General features: G+C 64.1%; 14 protein-coding genes. 5 read left to right on the top strand and 9 right to left on the bottom strand.

The window, feature by feature from the left end; all coding sequences use genetic code 11:
- Nucleotides 1-21 precede the first annotated feature (21 nt).
- Nucleotides 22-1,698 (bottom strand): GMC family oxidoreductase, encoded by a 1,677-nt coding sequence (locus tag NCR35_RS00945; protein WP_250532655.1) that lies wholly within the window; start codon nt 1,696-1,698, stop codon nt 22-24.
- Nucleotides 1,699-1,832: 134 nt separating this feature from the next.
- Here NCR35_RS00945 and NCR35_RS00950 point away from each other — a divergent pair, with 134 nt between their 5' ends.
- Together NCR35_RS00950 and NCR35_RS00955 are read left to right on the top strand one after the other, a co-directional pair.
- On the top strand, nt 1,833-2,735 hold the full coding sequence (locus tag NCR35_RS00950; RefSeq protein WP_250532656.1) for a LysR family transcriptional regulator: 903 nt from the start codon (nt 1,833-1,835) through the stop codon (nt 2,733-2,735).
- A 72-nt stretch (nt 2,736-2,807) separates the two neighbouring features.
- Nucleotides 2,808-3,344: a class IV adenylate cyclase gene (locus NCR35_RS00955; protein ID WP_250532657.1), complete on the top strand. Its 537-nt coding sequence runs from the start codon at nt 2,808-2,810 to the stop codon at nt 3,342-3,344.
- Here NCR35_RS00955 and NCR35_RS00960 read toward each other — a convergent pair.
- Entirely contained in the window at nt 3,320-3,805 is a 486-nt protein-coding gene (locus NCR35_RS00960; protein WP_175938702.1) for an Lrp/AsnC family transcriptional regulator, read from the bottom strand. The genes NCR35_RS00955 and NCR35_RS00960 overlap by 25 nt on opposite strands.
- A gap of 611 nt (nt 3,806-4,416) precedes the next feature.
- Here NCR35_RS00960 and NCR35_RS00965 point away from each other — a divergent pair.
- Both NCR35_RS00965 and NCR35_RS00970 read left to right on the top strand, forming a co-directional pair.
- Nucleotides 4,417-5,103, top strand: coding sequence for a response regulator transcription factor (locus NCR35_RS00965; RefSeq protein WP_035962098.1), 687 nt, complete (start codon nt 4,417-4,419; stop codon nt 5,101-5,103).
- A gap of 29 nt (nt 5,104-5,132) precedes the next feature.
- Complete coding sequence (locus NCR35_RS00970) at nt 5,133-6,659, top strand: sensor histidine kinase (protein WP_502801625.1); 1,527 nt, start codon at nt 5,133-5,135, stop codon at nt 6,657-6,659.
- A 14-nt stretch (nt 6,660-6,673) separates the two neighbouring features.
- Here NCR35_RS00970 and NCR35_RS00975 read toward each other — a convergent pair whose 3' ends face one another.
- From NCR35_RS00975 to mnmC1, 7 genes are all read right to left on the bottom strand, one after another.
- On the bottom strand, nt 6,674-7,150 hold the full coding sequence (locus NCR35_RS00975) for an SET domain-containing protein (protein WP_244847548.1): 477 nt from the start codon (nt 7,148-7,150) through the stop codon (nt 6,674-6,676).
- A 142-nt stretch (nt 7,151-7,292) separates the two neighbouring features.
- Entirely contained in the window at nt 7,293-8,405 is a 1,113-nt protein-coding gene (locus tag NCR35_RS00980) for an NADH:flavin oxidoreductase/NADH oxidase (protein ID WP_250532658.1), read from the bottom strand.
- A gap of 70 nt (nt 8,406-8,475) precedes the next feature.
- Nucleotides 8,476-9,204, bottom strand: a complete 729-nt coding sequence (locus NCR35_RS00985) for a glutamine amidotransferase (RefSeq protein ID WP_250532659.1) — start codon at nt 9,202-9,204, stop codon at nt 8,476-8,478.
- 146 nt (nt 9,205-9,350) lie between these two features.
- Nucleotides 9,351-9,995 carry a MarR family winged helix-turn-helix transcriptional regulator gene (locus NCR35_RS00990; RefSeq protein ID WP_175938710.1) on the bottom strand — a complete coding sequence of 215 codons (645 nt, stop codon included), beginning with the start codon at nt 9,993-9,995 and terminating at the stop codon, nt 9,351-9,353.
- Between the two features lie 801 nt (nt 9,996-10,796).
- A complete protein-coding gene (locus NCR35_RS00995) occupies nt 10,797-11,912 on the bottom strand; it encodes a YbdK family carboxylate-amine ligase (RefSeq protein ID WP_175938712.1) in 1,116 nt (371 codons plus the stop codon).
- A 52-nt stretch (nt 11,913-11,964) separates the two neighbouring features.
- Nucleotides 11,965-13,167 (bottom strand): cation:proton antiporter, encoded by a 1,203-nt coding sequence (locus tag NCR35_RS01000; protein WP_250532660.1) that lies wholly within the window; start codon nt 13,165-13,167, stop codon nt 11,965-11,967.
- Nucleotides 13,168-13,899: 732 nt separating this feature from the next.
- The gene (gene mnmC1, locus NCR35_RS01005; RefSeq protein ID WP_250532661.1) at nt 13,900-15,711 is read right to left on the bottom strand and encodes an FAD-dependent 5-carboxymethylaminomethyl-2-thiouridine(34) oxidoreductase MnmC1; all 1,812 of its coding nucleotides are present in this window, start codon (nt 15,709-15,711) and stop codon (nt 13,900-13,902) included.
- A gap of 504 nt (nt 15,712-16,215) precedes the next feature.
- Here mnmC1 and NCR35_RS01010 point away from each other — a divergent pair.
- Entirely contained in the window at nt 16,216-16,494 is a 279-nt protein-coding gene (locus tag NCR35_RS01010; RefSeq protein WP_008352404.1) for an HU family DNA-binding protein, read from the top strand.
- Nucleotides 16,495-16,628: the final 134 nt, after the last annotated feature.

Here is a 16,628-nt window from a genome sequence, read left to right on the forward strand (position 1 = left end):
CGTGCTCCGCGATGGCTCACGTTACGCGAGCGCCGCCGCGATGACTTCTTGCGACCGCACCGCGCGCCGGTCTTCCCGAATCATGTCGCTGGCGCGTTCGGCGATCATCAGCGTCGGCGAGTTGGTGTTGCCCGACGTGATGACCGGCATCACCGATGCATCGACTACGCGCAAACCCTGCACGCCGAGCACGCGCAAGCGGCTGTCGACGACCGCGCCCGGATCGTTGTCGATGCCCATGCGGCATGTGCCGACCGGATGAAAGATCGTGGTGCCGATATCGCCCGCCGCCTTCGCGAGCTCTTCTTCCGTTTGATACTGCACGCCCGGCAGAATCTCTTCTGGCGCATAGCGCGCCAATGCGGGCGCGCTCACGATGCGCCTCGTGAGACGCAGCGAGTTCGCGGCCACTTCGCGGTCGCGGTCGGTGGAGAGATAGTTCGGCGCGATGAGCGGCGGCGTATGCGCATCCGGCGACGTGATATGGATGCTTCCGCGCGATGTCGGCCGCAGATTGCAAACCGACGCCGTAAAAGCATTGAACGCATGCAGCGGCTCGCCGAAGCGTTCGAGCGACAAGGGCTGCACGTGATACTGAACATCGGGCCGCTTGATCGATGCATCGGCCGGATCGGACTTCGCGAACACGCCGAGTTGCGAAGGCGCCATCGACATAGGACCGCTGCGCATGAACGCGTACTGCATGCCGATGAAGAGCTTGCCCCACCAGCGCGCCGAAAGCGTGTTGAGCGTGCGCACGCCGTTGACCTTATACGCCATGCGCAACTGCAAGTGATCCTGCAGATTCTCGCCGACGCCGCGCAGATCGCGCACTACGTCGATGCCGAGCCGCTGCAAGCGCGCGCCATTGCCGATGCCCGAGAGTTCCAGTATCTGCGGCGAGTTCACCGCGCCCGCGCTCAGCACCACTTCACGGCGCACCTTCGCGATGTAGTCGACATCGCCGCCGCGATATTCCACGCCTACGCAACGCGTGCCTTCGAACACGAGCCGTTGTGTGTGCGCGCCGGTAATCGTGGTGAGATTCGGGCGCTTCATCGCTTCGCGGAGGAACGCTTTGGCCGCATTCCAGCGAATGCCGCCGCGCTGGTTCACATCGAAATAGCCGACGCCTGTGTTGTCGCCGCGATTGAAGTCGTCGGTGGCGGGAATGCCGCTTTGCTGCGCGGCTTGCGCGAACGTCTCCAGGATCTTCCACTTGAGCCGCTGCTTTTCGACGCGCCATTCGCCGCCCACGCCGTGCCATGGATTCGCCCCGCCGTGGTGATCCTCGCTGCGCATGAAAACGGGCAGCACCGAATCCCACGACCAGTTCGAATCGCCCGTGATGTGCGCCCACTCGTCGTAGTCTTCGCGCTGGCCGCGCATGTAGATCATGCCGTTGATCGACGAGCATCCGCCGAGCACGCGCCCGCGCGGATACGACAACGCGCGTCCGTTGAGGCCGGGTTCGGCTTGCGTCTTGTACAGCCAGTCCGTGCGCGGATTGCCGATGCAGTACAGATAGCCGACCGGAATGTGGATCCAGTGGTAATCGTCCTTGCCGCCCGCTTCGAGCAGCAGCACGGTGACGTCGGGGTCTTCGGTGAGGCGATTGGCGAGCACGCATCCGGCCGTGCCCGCGCCGACGATGATGTAGTCGAATTCGCCTTCGAGCTTGCGGGCGTTCTGTTTCATGACTTGTCTCCTGTTCGGCTGGCGTCTGTGTGTCTCTTTCTTCTGCGCCTTTTGTTTCAAGCGTACTGCGGTCGCCGTCCGCCGATCCAATGAGATATGTTCAACAGCGATATAAGACGCGCTAATATCAGCCGATGGACTACACCCTGCTCCGCGCGTTCCTGACCGTGGCGCGTGAAGGCAACCTCACGCGCGCCGCGGCGCAACTGCATCTCACGCAGCCGGCGGTCAGCCTGCAGATCAAGAACTTGCAGGAGACGCTGGGCGTCGTGCTGTTCGCGCGGACGTCGCATGGCCTTTTGCTGACGCGCGATGGCGAAGCCCTGCTGCCGCACGCCGAACGCGCGCTCGCCGCCGCCGCCGACGTGCAGCGCGCGGCCGCTGCGCTACGGCATGACGTCAGCGGAACGCTGCGCATCGGGACTATTCTCGATCCGGAGTTCCTGCGGCTCGGCGGCTTTTTGCGGCAATCGGTCGAAGCGCATCCGCGCATCGAAACGGCGCTGCGTCACGGCATGTCGGGCTGGGTGCTGGAACGCGTGCGCTCGCGTGAGCTGGACGTCGGCTATTACATCGGCGATCCGGCAAAAGACGGTTCGCGCGACGGCGAGCGTTTTCATGTCGTGCGGCTCACGCCGTTTTCGTATCGCGTGCTGGCGCCGGCCGGCTGGCACAACCGCGTGAACAAGGGGAAGCGCGCGTGGGCGACGCTCGCCAAGCTGCCGTGGATCTGGACGCCGCCGGAATCCGCGCATAACCGGCTGCTGTCGCGCGTGTTCCGCGAGGCGGGCGCGACGCCGATGATCGTCGCGGAAGTGGACCAGGAGCCGTCGATGCTCGATCTCGTGAAATCGGGCGTGGGATTGTCGCTCGCGCGGGACTCGATCGCGCTGGCGGAGGCGCATGCGCACGCGCTCACGATCGTCGAAGGCGTCACCGTGCCGACACAGCTATCGTTCGTCGCGCTCGCCGAGCGTCGCGAGGAACCGGCCATCGCGGCGGCGCTGCGCCTGATCGATGCGCAATGGTCCGTGTAACCCAGGCTTCACGGTTTCTTTGCTAGTCTCGCTGCTGCGCCCTCACCCGAAGGACAACCGGAGACCTCGTTTATGGCACTTAATATCGAAATCAAGGCACGCGCGCATCGATTCGACGAACTACGCGAACGCGCTGCCGCGCTCGCCACGGATGCGCCGCTCGTGTTCCGGCAACAGGACTTTTTCTACGACGTGCCGACCGGCCGCCTGAAGCTGCGCCAGTTCGACGACGGCACGCCGTCCGAACTGATCTTCTATCAGCGCGACGACCGCGACGGCCCGAAAGTCTCGTACTACTCGCGCAGCCCGGTGACGAACCCTGAAGCCATGCACGCGCTGCTCGCGCAGGCGCTCACCACGCGCGGCATCGTTTCGAAGGAGCGGCATGTGTTTCTCGTCGGGCGCACGCGTATTCATCTGGATCGCGTGGACGGCCTCGGCGATTTCGTCGAACTGGAAGTGCTGCTCGGCCAGGACGACGACGAAGCCGGCGGCGAAGCGGAAGCGCACGCCATGTTCGAGCGCCTCGGCGTGGGCGCGGCGGACCTCGTGCCGCTCGCGTATGTCGATCTGCTGAACGCCGGTCAGGACGCGTCCGCCGCGAGGTGAGCGAGCGGCAGCGGGCCGTTGCGCTTGAACGTCGTGAGCACGATGTTCGAGCGCACGCTGTCGACGCCCGGCACGCGCATCAGCTTCTTCATGACGAAGCCGGAAAGCGCGTTCAGATCCGGCGCGACGATGCGCAGCAGATAATCCGCATCGCCGACCGTCGCGTGGCATTCGAGCACTTCGGGCAGCGTGTCGATTTCCTGCTGGAACTGCTCGATCACCGAATCGCTGTGATGCTTCAGCTTCAGGCTGGTGAACGCGGTCACGCCGAGGCCGAGCTTCTCGGGCCGCAACATCACGCGGTAGCCTTCGATCACGCCGATGGCCTCCAGCCGCTGCAAGCGCCGTCCGATCTGCGACGGCGAGAGCGGCACCTGCTCGCCGAGCTGCTGATGCGTGGCGCGCCCGAAGCGTTGCAGGACATCCAGCAGGGCGAGGTCGAAATGGTCCAGTTCCAGCATGGCGGGGCGCGCGAAGACGGGGGAAGATGCGACTTTAGCGCATCGGCCATGGAAAACTGCCATAACCACGCGGGAAGCGCGCCGTTCGCGCGCGACCTGAATATCGGCTTACGGTAGCCAACAAGGTAACGGGCGTATTACCAACCATGACATTGCCGAAAGGCATCCAATGCCGTCCGCGCCCCGTGTCACGCGCTCTGCAAGGCAAAAAAAGAAAGACCGTAAGCCGCTGCGGAGCCTATCTTTCATCCATGCAGGCGGATTTTAAAGTCGGCGTAAACTTGTTCAACTTCGCCGCTAATGGACGTTCCGCCGTCAACGAGCCTCGCGAGATTGAAGCTGTACAATCAGCAGCGCACCACGGACAGCGCAGTGCCGCTGAGAGACGGCAAGCGGCCGCATCCACGAAGATTCGGCTCGACGGTGCGCCGAGTGGCAGACAGCCACGTCCAGGGACAGGCATTCGGTGTATAGCCGCTCGCGCGAACGAGGCGCCGGCGGCGCCGCATAAGAGGTAACGGTTTTGATCCGGCTCGAACCTGCGCCGCCGCGTCGTCAATCACCGGCCTGGGCGCCGACTCGAGCGCAACCCAATTGTACTGAGCGACTTCATGCGAATCCTTCTGATCGAAGACGACCGCCCTATTGCGCGCGGCATTCAAAGCAGCCTGGAGCAATCCGGCTTCACCGTCGACATGGTTCACGACGGCATCTTCGCCGAGCAGGCGCTCGCGCAGAACCGCCACGAGCTCGTCATCCTCGATCTGGGCCTGCCCGGCATCGACGGCATGACGCTGCTCTCGCGCTTTCGCCAGGGCAACCGGCACACGCCGGTCATCATCCTCACCGCGCGCGACGAACTGCACGACCGCGTGCAGGGCCTCAACAGCGGCGCCGACGACTACATGCTGAAACCGTTCGAGCCGCAGGAACTGGAAGCCCGCATTCGCGCCGTGATGCGCCGCAGCGGCCCGCACGGCGACGTGCCGCGTCCCGAAGTGACGCTCGGCGGCTTGCGGCTTTCGGGCGTGGATCGCCGCATCTTCAACGACGAGCGCCCGCTCGAACTCTCGCCGCGCGAATTCGCGGTGCTCGAAATGCTGCTGCTGCGTCATGGCCGCGTCGTGAGCAAGGCGCAGTTGCAGGATCATCTGACGCACTTCGGCGGCGATCTCGGCGACACGGCGATCGAAGTCTACGTGCATCGCGTGCGCAAGAAGCTGGAGAACACGCGCGTGGAAATCGTCACGGTGCGCGGTTTCGGCTATCTGCTTCAGGAGATCCGGCAGGCGGCGTAAGGAACCGGCCGCTTCTGCCCTAGAACGCTTTGCGACTTCCAACCCGGCGCGCGGGCGATCAGCGTTTCGCCCGCGAAGACTGGCTCGATCTGGCGCGATCGAAGCCCGCAGAACCTGCCGCGCCTCCGAGCCTGCGGCGCACGCTGCTGCGCCGCCTCGCCGCGCCGCTGTCCCTGCTCGCGCTGATGAGCGGGCTCATGGCGTACTGGCTCGCGTGGCAGTACACGCAGCATGTGGTGGACCGCTCGCTCGCGGATCTTGCCACGGCCATCTCCAAGCAGATTCAGCTTGCCGGCGTCGATGCGCCCGTGACCGTGCCGCCGCTCGCGCAGGCGATGTTCTCCGATCCCATCGAGCAGCTCGTCTATCGCATCAGCACGGGCGATCAGGAAATCGCCGGCGATTCCGACTTGCCGCTCACGGGCACTTCCGTGCGGCGCATTCACTACGCCTACGTCTTCGAGACGCACTATCAGGGCACCAGCGTGCGCGCCGCGCAGGTTCGCGTGCCGCAGCCGCATGGCAATCCGATCGTCGTGGAGGTGGCGCAGCGCGTGGGGTCGCGGTATCGCATCGCGGTGGAATTTCTCGTCGCGATCATGATGCCGCTTCTGCTGTTGCTGCTCGCCGGCTGGGTGATCGTGTGGCGCGTCGTGAACCAGCAGCTGAACCCGCTCACCGATCTGGCCGACGCGCTCAATCGGCAGACGCACATTTCGCTGGAACCGGTCGACGAATCGCACGTGCCGAGCGAAGTCCGGCCGCTCACGAGCGCCATGAACGCGCTGCTCGTGCGTTTGCAGGCGGCGCTGGATGCGCAGCGCAAGTTCATCGCGGATGCCGCGCACCAGCTGCGCACGCCGCTGACCGCCGTGAAGCTGCACGCGGAGCAGGCGCTCAGTTCACGCGATCCCGCGAAGGCACTCGAAGCGGTCAAGGAATTGCGCGCGTCGGCGGACCGTGCCGTGCGGCTGTCGAATCAGTTGTTGTCGCTCGCACGCGCCGAACCGGGCGAGCAGGCGGCGCGCTTCGCGGATTTCGATCTCGCCGCGCTCGCGTTCGAAACCGGCGCGGAATGGGTGCCGCGGGCGCTTTCGGCCGGCGTCGATCTCGGCTTTCAGCGCACGGACGATCCCGAGAACGAACATGCGATCGTCGTGCGCGGCAATGTCGTGCTGGCGCGGGAAGTGATCGCCAATCTGATCGACAACGCGCTCAAGTACGTGCCGCCTTCGCGCTATGACGGCGCGCGCATCACGCTGACGGTCGGCGAATGGCGCGACGCAACCGGCGCGCGCTTCGGCGAAGTGGTGATCGAGGACAACGGTCCGGGCGTGCCGGGCGACCAGCAGCCGGATCTCTTCAAGCGATTCTTCCGTGGCGACGGACAAAGCGTGGAAGGCGGCGCGGGCCTCGGGCTTGCCATCGTCCACGACATCGTCGCGCTGCACGGCGGCAGCGTGCATTACGAGGATGCGCCGGAAGGCGGCGCGCGGTTCATCGTGCGTCTGCCAGTCAAAGCGAACGCCGAGGCGACGGATGCCGCGCGGCACTAGGCGGCGCGGTTCGCTTACTTCTTCTCTTTCTTCGCCTTCTTTTCCGGCTTCAGCGCGAGCATCGTTCCTCGACACTTCTTCGCGCCGCAGCGGCACTCGTATTCCTTCTTGAGCTTCTTGGTGATGCGCCCTTCGATCACGAGCCCGTAGTCGTAATTGAGCTCTTCATCCGGCTCGATGTCGCGCAGCGCGCGAATGAACACGCGGCCTTCGATCTCCTCGGCCTCGCAATTCGGCGCGCAGGAATGGTTGATGTATTTCGCGCTGTTGCCGTCTATCTTGCCGTCGATCACGCGCCCGTCTTCCAGCGCGAAGTAAAACGTGTGGTTCGGCTCGTCCGGGTTATGCGGATGCCGGCGCAGCGCCTCTTTCCACGAAATGCGCTCGCCCTTGTACTCCATCACCTCTTCGCCGGCCGCAATGGGCTTCGCGGCGAACACGCCCTTGCCATGCACGCCCGAGCGGCGAACGGTGATCCTCCGTGAACTCATCGAACGAATCCTTCAATAACGAATCAATGTGGGACGCTTCGGCCGGCGGCAATAAAAAAACGCGGTGGCCTCGAAGGCGCCGCGTTCGACCGTCAGCACGGTATCGTACACTCCCGCGCGCTTCGATCTCAACCGCTTGACATCAACGCTGTCCGAACGAGATGTCGCCGAACAGATGCTTCTGCTCGCGCGGCTGCGAGCGCCAATATTGCGGCGGCGCGCTGACGGTCGCGCCCAGTTCGGCCGCCGCGTGCCACGGCCAGCGCGGATCGTAGAGCATGGCGCGCGCCATCGCGACGAAATCGGCCTGCCCGCTCGCGACGATCTCTTCCGCGTGCTTCGCATCCGTGATCAGACCGACGGCGATGGTATTCACGCCGGTCGCTTCCTTCACGGCCTTGGCGAACGGCACCTGATAGCCGGGCTCAAGAGGAATCTTCTGCTGCGGCGATACGCCACCCGAGGAAACGTCGATCCAGTCGACGCCGCGCTCCTTCAATTGTGCGGCGAACGCGATGGTGTCTTCGATATCCCATCCGCCTTCGACCCAATCCGTCGCCGAGACGCGTACGCCGACCGGCTTGTCGGCGGGAAACGCGGCGCGCACCGCATCGAAGATTTCGAGCGGATAGCGCATGCGGTTCTCGCGCGAGCCGCCGTATTCGTCCGTGCGCCGATTGGCGAGCGGCGACAAAAACTGATGCAGCAGATAACCGTGCGCCGCGTGCACTTCGAGCGCGTCGATGCCGAGCCGCGCCGCACGCCGCGCCGACGCGGCAAACGCTTCCTTCACGCGCATGAGGCCGGCGGTATCCAGCGCGAGCGGCGGTGTTTCGTCCGGCTTGTGAGCAATGGCAGACGGCCCATGCGTCATCCAGCCGCCCTCCGCGACTGAGATGAGCTGACCGCCTTCCCACGGCTTCTGGCTCGATGCCTTGCGGCCCGCGTGCGCGAGCTGCATCGTCACCGCGATGTTCGAATGCTGGCGAATGGCGGCGAGCACGGGACGCAAGGCCGCTTCCGTCACATCGTCCCAGAGGCCGAGATCGCCCGGCGTGATGCGTCCGTCCGGCTCCACGGCCGTCGCCTCGATGCACAGCATGCCCGCACCGGAGAGCGCCAGATGCCCGAGATGGATCATGTGCCACGCCGTGGCTTCGCCGCGCTCGGCGGAGTACTGGCACATCGGCGAAATCACAATGCGATTCGGCAACTGCAGACTGCGCAGCGTGGCCGGAGTGAACAGCGCGCTCATGTGTGAAGCCCGTCGCGAAGAAAGAAGCGAACGAGAATAGCACCTGCGTTTTGTTCGTGCAGCGCCGCGCTCAGTGTCGATGCACGTCGACGGGAAAGCGGTCGAGCCATTCGCCGAACATCGCGCGGGCGGCGCGTTCCAGTGCGGGACCGTGCTGCGCGGTGGCTTCGCGCAACGCGGCGGCGGTCGTGCCGCTGCGGGCGAGATCGCCCGGATAGGTGACGAGCCAGTTCTCGAAGCGGTCCGCGAGCACTTCGGCGTGACATTGGAGCGCCAGCACATGGTCGCCCCACGAAAACGCCTGATGCGCGCATCGCTCGGTGGACGCGAGCAGCGTCGCGCCGTCGGGAAGATCGAACGTATCGCCGTGCCAGTGGAAGACCGGCACCGCGCGACCGTCCGCTTCGAGATGACGCAACGGCGATACGCGCCCCGCTTCGGTCAGCGTGAGCGGGGACCAGCCGAGTTCCAGATCTTTCGATGAATAGACGCGCGCCCCGAGCGCCCGCGCGATGAGTTGCGAGCCGAGGCAGATGCCGATGGTGGGAAGCCCCGCGGCGATGCGCTTTTCGAGCATCGACAAAAGCGGAGCGAGGTGCGGATACTGCGCGTCTTCACACGCGCCGATGGGCCCGCCGAGCACGACGAGCAGCGACGGATCGAGCGGATTGGGCGCGCCGATGCGCCCGCGCCCGACATCGAGATAGCGCACGAGATGGCCGCGGTCGCCGACGACGAGTTCGAGACTGCCGAGGTCTTCGAAATGAACGTGGCGAATGGCCAGGACTTCAGGTTTCATCGGCGGCTTTCCGTGGATCGGCGTGCGTGGCTCGGAACGTCTCTACATGACGAGCCGCGCCTCGCGGCGAGGCGCGACGGGCACAGTCTAACCGACTGGCCGCCGCCTCACAGCGTGGAATGCCGCAAATGCCGCCGCGTCCGAACTCAGGCGATCTGCGCGAAGACCTTCCAGCTCTTCTTCTGCGTGTTGAGATCGCCTTCTTCGTATACCGAACAGTCGAGACGAAGATCGGTATCCGCCATGTCGATCTGCAAAAGCGCGCAATGGTGCGGGACCTTCTTCGGGTTCTTGCTGACCTCGAAGTGCGTGCACGAGAGACACATGCGATGCGCCGGAATGTGCTGCTGGGCTTCCAGTTGGCGAATGGTCTTGAGCAGCGTGCGATAGAACGTCGCCTGCTCGTCTTCGCGCAGCGTGCCGACGGCCTTCGACAGGAAGTCCGGCCATTGCAGCGCCTTCTTCGCCGCCGTGCGTCCGCGCGATGTCAGGCGCACGGCCAGCGCGCGGCCGTCGTCCAGCGCGCGGCGCTTTTCGACGAGCCCCTTGCCTTCGAGCGTGCTCACGGCATCGCTCGTGGTCGCGGCCGTCAGCGCCGTCTCGCGCGCGATCTCGCCGAGGCGCATGGGCCCCTTGCGCTGCATCAGCAACACGAGAATTTCACCTTGGGTAGGCGTCAGCCCCGCACCTTCCGCCCATTCCCATGCCTGGCTGCGCATCGCCGTGCTCAGCCGCAGCAGGCCGTGGGTCACCCGCCCCGTCGCCTGCTCTCCGTAAACGCCTTCACTCATAATGTTTCGCTTGTTTTCCGCTTTATGGGTTTCGACAGCCCGTTCGCCGATAAGCGAACACCTCGCCCCGAAAGCCGCCCCGATTCACGTTGCCCCGTTCTTCGGCATAACTCCCGGTTTGTGGTCCCCGCCGTCTCAAAATTCAGGCGTACCAAGCCAATTCGGTTTGCCTGAATGGGGACATTGCACCCTCTTCGTTTTGCGCCTTCTTGTGTCGTGCCGTGACGCTGCTTTTTCGCCGACTATACCCCGCCATCGGCGAAGTCGCCATTCTAAGCGACTGAGACCAAACGTACACCTTAATTATCCACGCAAAACTGTGGATAACCCGTGGAAAAGCGCGGTATTTCGTTGAGACTGCGCTCTGGACCACCAACCGACTGCCGCTCGAGCTGAACCGACTGCCGCCCGAGCTGAAAGGACTGCCGTTCATTGCCAATACCGTCATGGTGCCTGCTTTTTTGCCAACGGCTACATGCCCCGTAACGCCCGGTAACGATTCTTACCGCTCCGGGGAATCCTGCGTTGTCCGCAATAACTCCGCGTTCACCGACAGCCTTCCCGATGTATACGGACGCTTCACGGAAACCTTGAGGAAAGTGCTTCGGGTTCTGCTCAAACGTTAGCGCGCGCATTCTATTCTCACCGCCGCATGCACGCATTCCATAAACACGAAAAACAATAAAGCCGCTTAGAAGTTGTTCCAAGCGGCCTATGTGCGAGAACCGTCAAAACATCACGATGCTCGAAAAGTCTTAAGCGTGCCTTAAGGTTTTGTTTCGCGCCATTCACGCGCTTCGCTTACGCACGCCATTGCAGACATTGCTGCCTCACGGCTTCGTGCAGCGACTTCTCCTTGTCGAACACGCCACGCAGCCACGTCGCATCGTTGACGCCGCCGCGCGCGATGTCGGCGATCTGCGCAAGCGCCGCCTGCGATCCGAGCGCTTCGGCATGCGGCGCGAGCACGTCGAGCGTCGCCAGAATGTCTTCGGCAACCGTGCGCCGCTCGCCCGTCTGCGGATGGACGCACGTGCCTTCCATCCCGAAGCGGCATGCCTCGAAGCGGTTGAACGTATAGACGAGGTAATCGTCTTCCTGCGGCATGAGCGGCTTGTCGAGCAGCAGATAGCGCGAAAGCGTCTGGATATAGCACGCGATGGCCGCCGCCCGATCGACCGAAAGCGGCGTATCCATCACGCGGACTTCGATGGTGCCGAAGCCGGGCTTCGGGCGAATGTCCCAGTAGAAGTCTTTCATGCTGTTCACGACGCCCGTGTGGACCATCTTCGAGAAGTATTCCTCGAAGCTGTCCCACGTGAGCACGAACGGCGCGCGGCCGGACAGCGGAAACGCGAACACCGAATTGAGCCGCGCCGAGTGAAAGCCCGTATCGACGCCCTGGATATACGGCGACGAAGCCGAGAGCGCGATGAAGTGCGGAATGTAGCGCGACATCGAATGCAGCAGGAAAAGCGCGCTGTTCGGGTCGGGGCAGCCGATATGCACGTGCTGGCCGAACACCGTGAACTGCTTGGCGAGATAGCCGTATAGCTCGGAGATGTACTGAAAGCGCGGCGCGTCGTAGATCTGGCGGTCGCTCCATTGCTGGAACGCATGCGTGCCGCCGCCGGCCAGCCCGACATTCAGCTGGTCGGCCGCCGCCACGAGCGTATCGCGGATCTTGCGCAAGTCCGTCACGGCTTGTTCGTGCGTCGTGCAGATGCCCGTCGAGAGCTCGATCATGCTTTCGGTGATCTCGGGCGTGATGTTGCCCGGAATCTTCTCGTCCTTGATAAGACGCATGAGGTCGGACGCGGCCTTGGTCAGATCGTAGTCGTGCGTATTAACGACCTGGATTTCTAGCTCGACGCCGAACGTGAACGGTTCCGAGTTGATGAAGGGTTCTAGTGCCATGACGCCTCTTGTTGAATCAATGCTATGCCGGCCGGGCGATGCTTGAATGCGCTCACTCGCGCCGCTCGCCCACCGCCGACAAACTACGGTACACCACGAACGGCGTCACGATCTGCAGCAGCACGATCGAGCACATCACGATGGCGCGCAGCGTCGGATCGTAGTCGGGATACAGCACATACATATCGTCGACGAGCAGATACGCGAGCGCCGACATCGGCGTCAACGCCACGCCGAGCGCCACGCCCTGCTTCCATTCCAGCCCGCTCGGCTTGGCGAAGATCAGCACGCCGATCAGCTTGCCGATGAAGCGCGCGAGCACGAGGCCCAGCGCCGCGACGCCGCCGAGCGCGATATCTCGCCACGCAAACGATGTCAGCGTGAGCGCAAACAGAATGACGGTGAGCAGCCATCCCGCCGACCCGAAGTGCGACGGCCACAACTGCGGCCGCTCGTCCGCGTTCTTCACGATGATGCCGGCCGCGAGCAACGCGAAGATCGTCGAGAGCTTGAAGAGGTGAGCGATGGCGATGGCGAGCAGCACGAGTCCGAAGAGCGCCACGAAAGAATGCTCATCGTTGGCGTTCAGGCGTCGATAAAGCAGATTGCAGGCGCGCGCCAGCAGAAACGCCAACACCAGCGACCCGATCAGCAGATAAAGCGGCTGAAGGATCGTCGCGAATGCGTTGCCGTAGATCTCCTGATGCAGCACGCCCGCCGCCAGCTTCTCGACGATCACCGCATACATGCTGTTCAACGCGGTCAGCGTCATCAGGCGCTGCGTCACCTGACCTTCCGCGCGCAATTCGGTTTTTAGCTGAATCACCATGGCGGGCGACGTGGACATCGCAATGGCGGCGATCACCACCGACGGCATGGTCGGCACATGGAACAGGATTAGCGCGATCAGCACGAGACCGAACGTGAGCGTCGATTCCGCGATGCTCGACAAGATCAGATACGGATTTCGGCGGATCCAGCGCAGATCGAGCCGGCCGCCCAGTTCGAACAGCAGCAGCCCGAGCGCGACGTCGAGAAGCGGTCGCGACAGACCGCCCGCGCTCGCGTCGATCACGCCGAGCCCTGCGTTACCCGCGATCAGCCCGATTACCGCATAGCCGGTGATGCGCGGCAGACGCCACGCGCGCCATAGCAGTTCTCCGGCGAGCCCCGCCGTGACGAGCGCGAGACCGGCCCAGAGAATGGCGTCGGGTTCGAGCGGCCAGGCGGGCAGAAATGAAAATGCCGAATTCATCGTGTGGGCTTCTCCTTCGTTGCTTCAGGCAGAGGGGCACGTCCGGCCGCGTGGTGGGCGAAAAACGTCAGCGGACGGCACGCATGCTCACAACCCGCTCCCGCCACGGGCGTAGTTCATTCAGGCGAAACGAATACGAACGAACACGGCGTCACGGAACCGGCCGTGCACGGATTAGACGATGCGTCCCGGTCCAATGCGACGCTTAAAGCGAGACTGGCCGGACGCAGCGAACGGCGTTGCAGCGCGATGATCGGAGCTTCGCGTTGCAAGCGTCGTTCCATTGAGGCGCTCGCCGTCTGGACGGCGCGACGCAGGAAGAAGCGCGATTGTGCCACACAGTCATGTCCCCGGCTGAAACTCCAAGTTTATGATTCTTATGAGGTAAGTCAAACCGCAGACGTGCCGGTTCGGAAAACCTGACCGGCGGTCCGGGCGCTTCTTGCGGTTCCGGTGACGTCGTCTTCAGGTGTTTACAGGTTTACTGTATATAAACGTAGTAGTAGTTAACAAGGCGTCGCGGCCGCTGTGGACAACTGGCTTTTCTGCTTTTCCATCAAGCACATGTAAACCGAAAAAGCGCGCGGTAAACCCGGACGTCTCGCGCCGTTAACTCGGAACAACTTTCGGCGGTTAACGGGCGGTCTCCGGCTTGTCCCGTTTACGTGCACAACGCGTACACAGCTCTTTCTTGCGGATCCCGCCGGGTTATCCACAGATTTGCGAGGATAACTAGGCCGGGCCGATATCTCCGTGACGTAACGCTCGTAAAAAGAATCGTGCGGGATCGACGGCTTCGGCGAGTTCGCGTTCGATCGGCAACGGCTCGCCCTCTACCTGCGATGCGATCAGTTCCGCTGCCAGCGTCGCCCAGACGAGCCCGCGCGAACCGAAGGCGAACGCGCCGTAAAGACCCGGCATGCGCGGCAGGTCGAGCGGCCATGCGCCGGAAAGGCGCCGGGCATCGCGGCGGGCGGCGGTTTCGTCGGCGAGCGAGCCGATCATCGGCATGCGGTCGCTCGTCACGCAGCGAAACGCCACGCGGCCCTGCGCAACGCGTATGTCCTTCAGCCCGGCGAGCATGCGTCCGACGCGCTCGACGTTCTCCGCGTGCCCGGCTTCGCGGACGTGCGGATCCGTCTCGTCGATGTCGTACGTCGCGCCGATCAACGTGCGCCGCGCGCCGAGCGGCACCGCATAGCCGTCGCCGACCACGGGCAGCGTCAGCGCATCCAGCGGGCTCTCCTCGACAATCGAAAGCTGACCGCGCACGCCGCGCGTCGGATCTCCGTGTAGACCGGCGAGGCGCGCCGCGTCGTGCGCATTGGCGAGCACCAGAACCGGCGCTTTCGCGATCAGTTCGCCTCGGGCGTCGAAGGCACGCCAGTCGCGGCCGTCGAATGCAATCTGCGTGACGGCCGTATTCATGCGCGTGGTTAGCGCGTCGCTGACAGCGGCGAGTTGCGCCGCGCAGACTGCGGCCGGCGAAATGGCGCCGCCGCGCGGAAAGAGCCAGCCACCGCGCGTCACTTGTACGCCTGCCACGCGCGAAGCGTCGTCGCGCGTTATCGGCGTCACGTAGTGGGGCGGATAGCCGAATCGCGCGATGGCGTCGGCGAGCGCATCCGCGTCTTCTTGCGTGTCGGCGATTTGCAGCAGACCGGCGCTGCGCCGCAAGTCGTGGCCGGCGGCTTCGAGCGTCTGCCATCGTTGCAGCGCGCCCAAAAAGCCCGCCCGCGTGAGGCGCGCGGCGATGCTGTCGTCGCGCCACACGATCGGGTGAAAGACGCCGGCCGGATTACCCGACGCGTCCTGCGCGGGCGACGCGTGCCGGTCGATCAGCGTCACGCGCCAGCCGCGCGAAGCGAAGGACGACGTTACCGCGCACCCCGCCAGTCCCGCGCCGATGACGATGACCTCGCGCGCTGTCACGTTCGCGGCCAGCGGCGGTTCATGACGGCGCACGCGCCAGCGCGGCGCGAAACGCGCAGCGATTTGACCGTCGCTAGGACGGCATTCGAAGCCGGAGGCAGCGAGCGCGCGCGTCCACGAGTCGCGGCCTGCCTCGGCGACGTCGACGCAGAGCGTCGCGCCGTCGCCGGCAAAGCGCGCGAGCGTCTTGCTCCATTTGCGCGGATCGCCGTCTTGCGTCGCGTCGACATGAAACGCGTCCGCGCGCAGCCAGAGCTTCGGCAGCATGTCGTCGCCGACGGCAAGCGTGAGCACGACGCGCCCCGCTTCGAATTCGAGCCGATGCACGCCGGGCACGCGCATCGGCCAGACGCGGGCAAGTTCGGACAATAGAGGATCGCTGGGAGCGGACGGCGGCGTATCGAGCGCGCGCAGCGGCGCCACCGCGACCACATGCAGGCGCTCGCAGCGCGCGGCGTCGTCGCGCCAGAGACGCCATAACGCCAGAAAGAGACTGTCAGTGTCGAAGCGCGCGGCGGCATCGACGAAGGTGAACACGCGCTTCGTCTTCCAGCGCGCCGGAAGATCGTGCAGCGCGAGAAGCGGCTCGCTAACGGGCGATGTATCGGTCATGCATCAAGCCTGGGCGGAAAAGCGGGCGTCTGTGAGGCGTCGGATAGTCGGCGAACACCGCCATGCGCCGCACGGAAGCACGACCGGTTGCATCCGCGAAAGCCAGTACCGACAAGGCTTTCAGCGCGAAACGGCCAGAGAATTGGCGATGAAACGTTGGCAAAAACCAACGGCGCGCTGTCCGATCAGGGCGGCTTCGGCATGCGAAAGCGAGTCGCGCGTGATCGACCCGCGAAGGCCGCCCGGAACACCCCGTTACATAAGGGTAAATCTTTGAAACCCTTGTCCAGATTGGGTTTGCGCTGCGCTATCATACCAAGCGCCTCGTTCGAAGGCGGCGCGAGGGATTTGATGGGAAGCAACGCCGGTGACATGGCGCGAAACTGCGCCTGATTGTCGGACGGGCGCGCCAGAGGCCCGCCCCTACTCGACTGCACGGCTTGCGCACGTATAATCGGCGCGTTCGCGCTGTTCGTGTCAACCTAAACTGATAAAGGAACCTTAATGAACAAACAGGAATTGATCGACGCCGTAGCCGCTCAGACCGGCGCCAGCAAAGCTCAAACCGGCGAAACGCTGGACACGTTGCTCGAAGTCATCAAGAAGGCTGTCTCGAAAGGTGACGCAGTTCAGTTGATCGGTTTCGGCAGCTTCGGTTCGGGAAAGCGCGCAGCGCGCACGGGCCGTAATCCGAAGACCGGCGAATCCATCAAGATTCCGGCCGCCAAGACCGTCAAGTTCACGGCTGGCAAGGCATTCAAGGACGCAGTCAACAAGCGCTGAGCGCCTGGCCCCTCGCTGCGCAGCGCCTGGCAGCTCTTTCAGCGTTTATCAGCGCCATCGCTCGTGTTTAGTTGTTCCGTGTTCGTATCTTGATAGCGCCCGTCTTGCGCAAGCTACTCAGGTTCGTCCGCATG

It is taken from the genome of Caballeronia sp. AZ10_KS36, from assembly GCF_023631105.1.
GTDB lineage: Bacteria > Pseudomonadota > Gammaproteobacteria > Burkholderiales > Burkholderiaceae > Caballeronia.

Bases quoted from the DNA above. Each gene is read 5' to 3' on its own strand.
- NCR35_RS00990 (WP_175938710.1), bottom strand. From the start codon at position 9,995: ATGAGTGAAGGCGTTTACGGAGAGCAGGCGACGGGGCGGGTGACCCAC.
- NCR35_RS00985 (WP_250532659.1), bottom strand. From the start codon at position 9,204: ATGAAACCTGAAGTCCTGGCCATTCGCCACGTTCATTTCGAAGACCTC.
- NCR35_RS00980 (WP_250532658.1), bottom strand. From the start codon at position 8,405: ATGAGCGCGCTGTTCACTCCGGCCACGCTGCGCAGTCTGCAGTTGCCG.
- NCR35_RS00945 (WP_250532655.1), bottom strand. From the start codon at position 1,698: ATGAAACAGAACGCCCGCAAGCTCGAAGGCGAATTCGACTACATCATC.
- NCR35_RS00960 (WP_175938702.1), bottom strand. From the start codon at position 3,805: ATGCTGGAACTGGACCATTTCGACCTCGCCCTGCTGGATGTCCTGCAA.
- NCR35_RS01000 (WP_250532660.1), bottom strand. From the start codon at position 13,167: ATGAATTCGGCATTTTCATTTCTGCCCGCCTGGCCGCTCGAACCCGAC.
- NCR35_RS00950 (WP_250532656.1), top strand. From the start codon at position 1,833: ATGGACTACACCCTGCTCCGCGCGTTCCTGACCGTGGCGCGTGAAGGC.
- mnmC1 (WP_250532661.1), bottom strand. From the start codon at position 15,711: ATGACCGATACATCGCCCGTTAGCGAGCCGCTTCTCGCGCTGCACGAT.
- NCR35_RS00975 (WP_244847548.1), bottom strand. From the start codon at position 7,150: ATGAGTTCACGGAGGATCACCGTTCGCCGCTCGGGCGTGCATGGCAAG.
- NCR35_RS00995 (WP_175938712.1), bottom strand. From the start codon at position 11,912: ATGGCACTAGAACCCTTCATCAACTCGGAACCGTTCACGTTCGGCGTC.
- NCR35_RS00955 (WP_250532657.1), top strand. From the start codon at position 2,808: ATGGCACTTAATATCGAAATCAAGGCACGCGCGCATCGATTCGACGAA.
- NCR35_RS00965 (WP_035962098.1), top strand. From the start codon at position 4,417: ATGCGAATCCTTCTGATCGAAGACGACCGCCCTATTGCGCGCGGCATT.
- NCR35_RS01010 (WP_008352404.1), top strand. From the start codon at position 16,216: ATGAACAAACAGGAATTGATCGACGCCGTAGCCGCTCAGACCGGCGCC.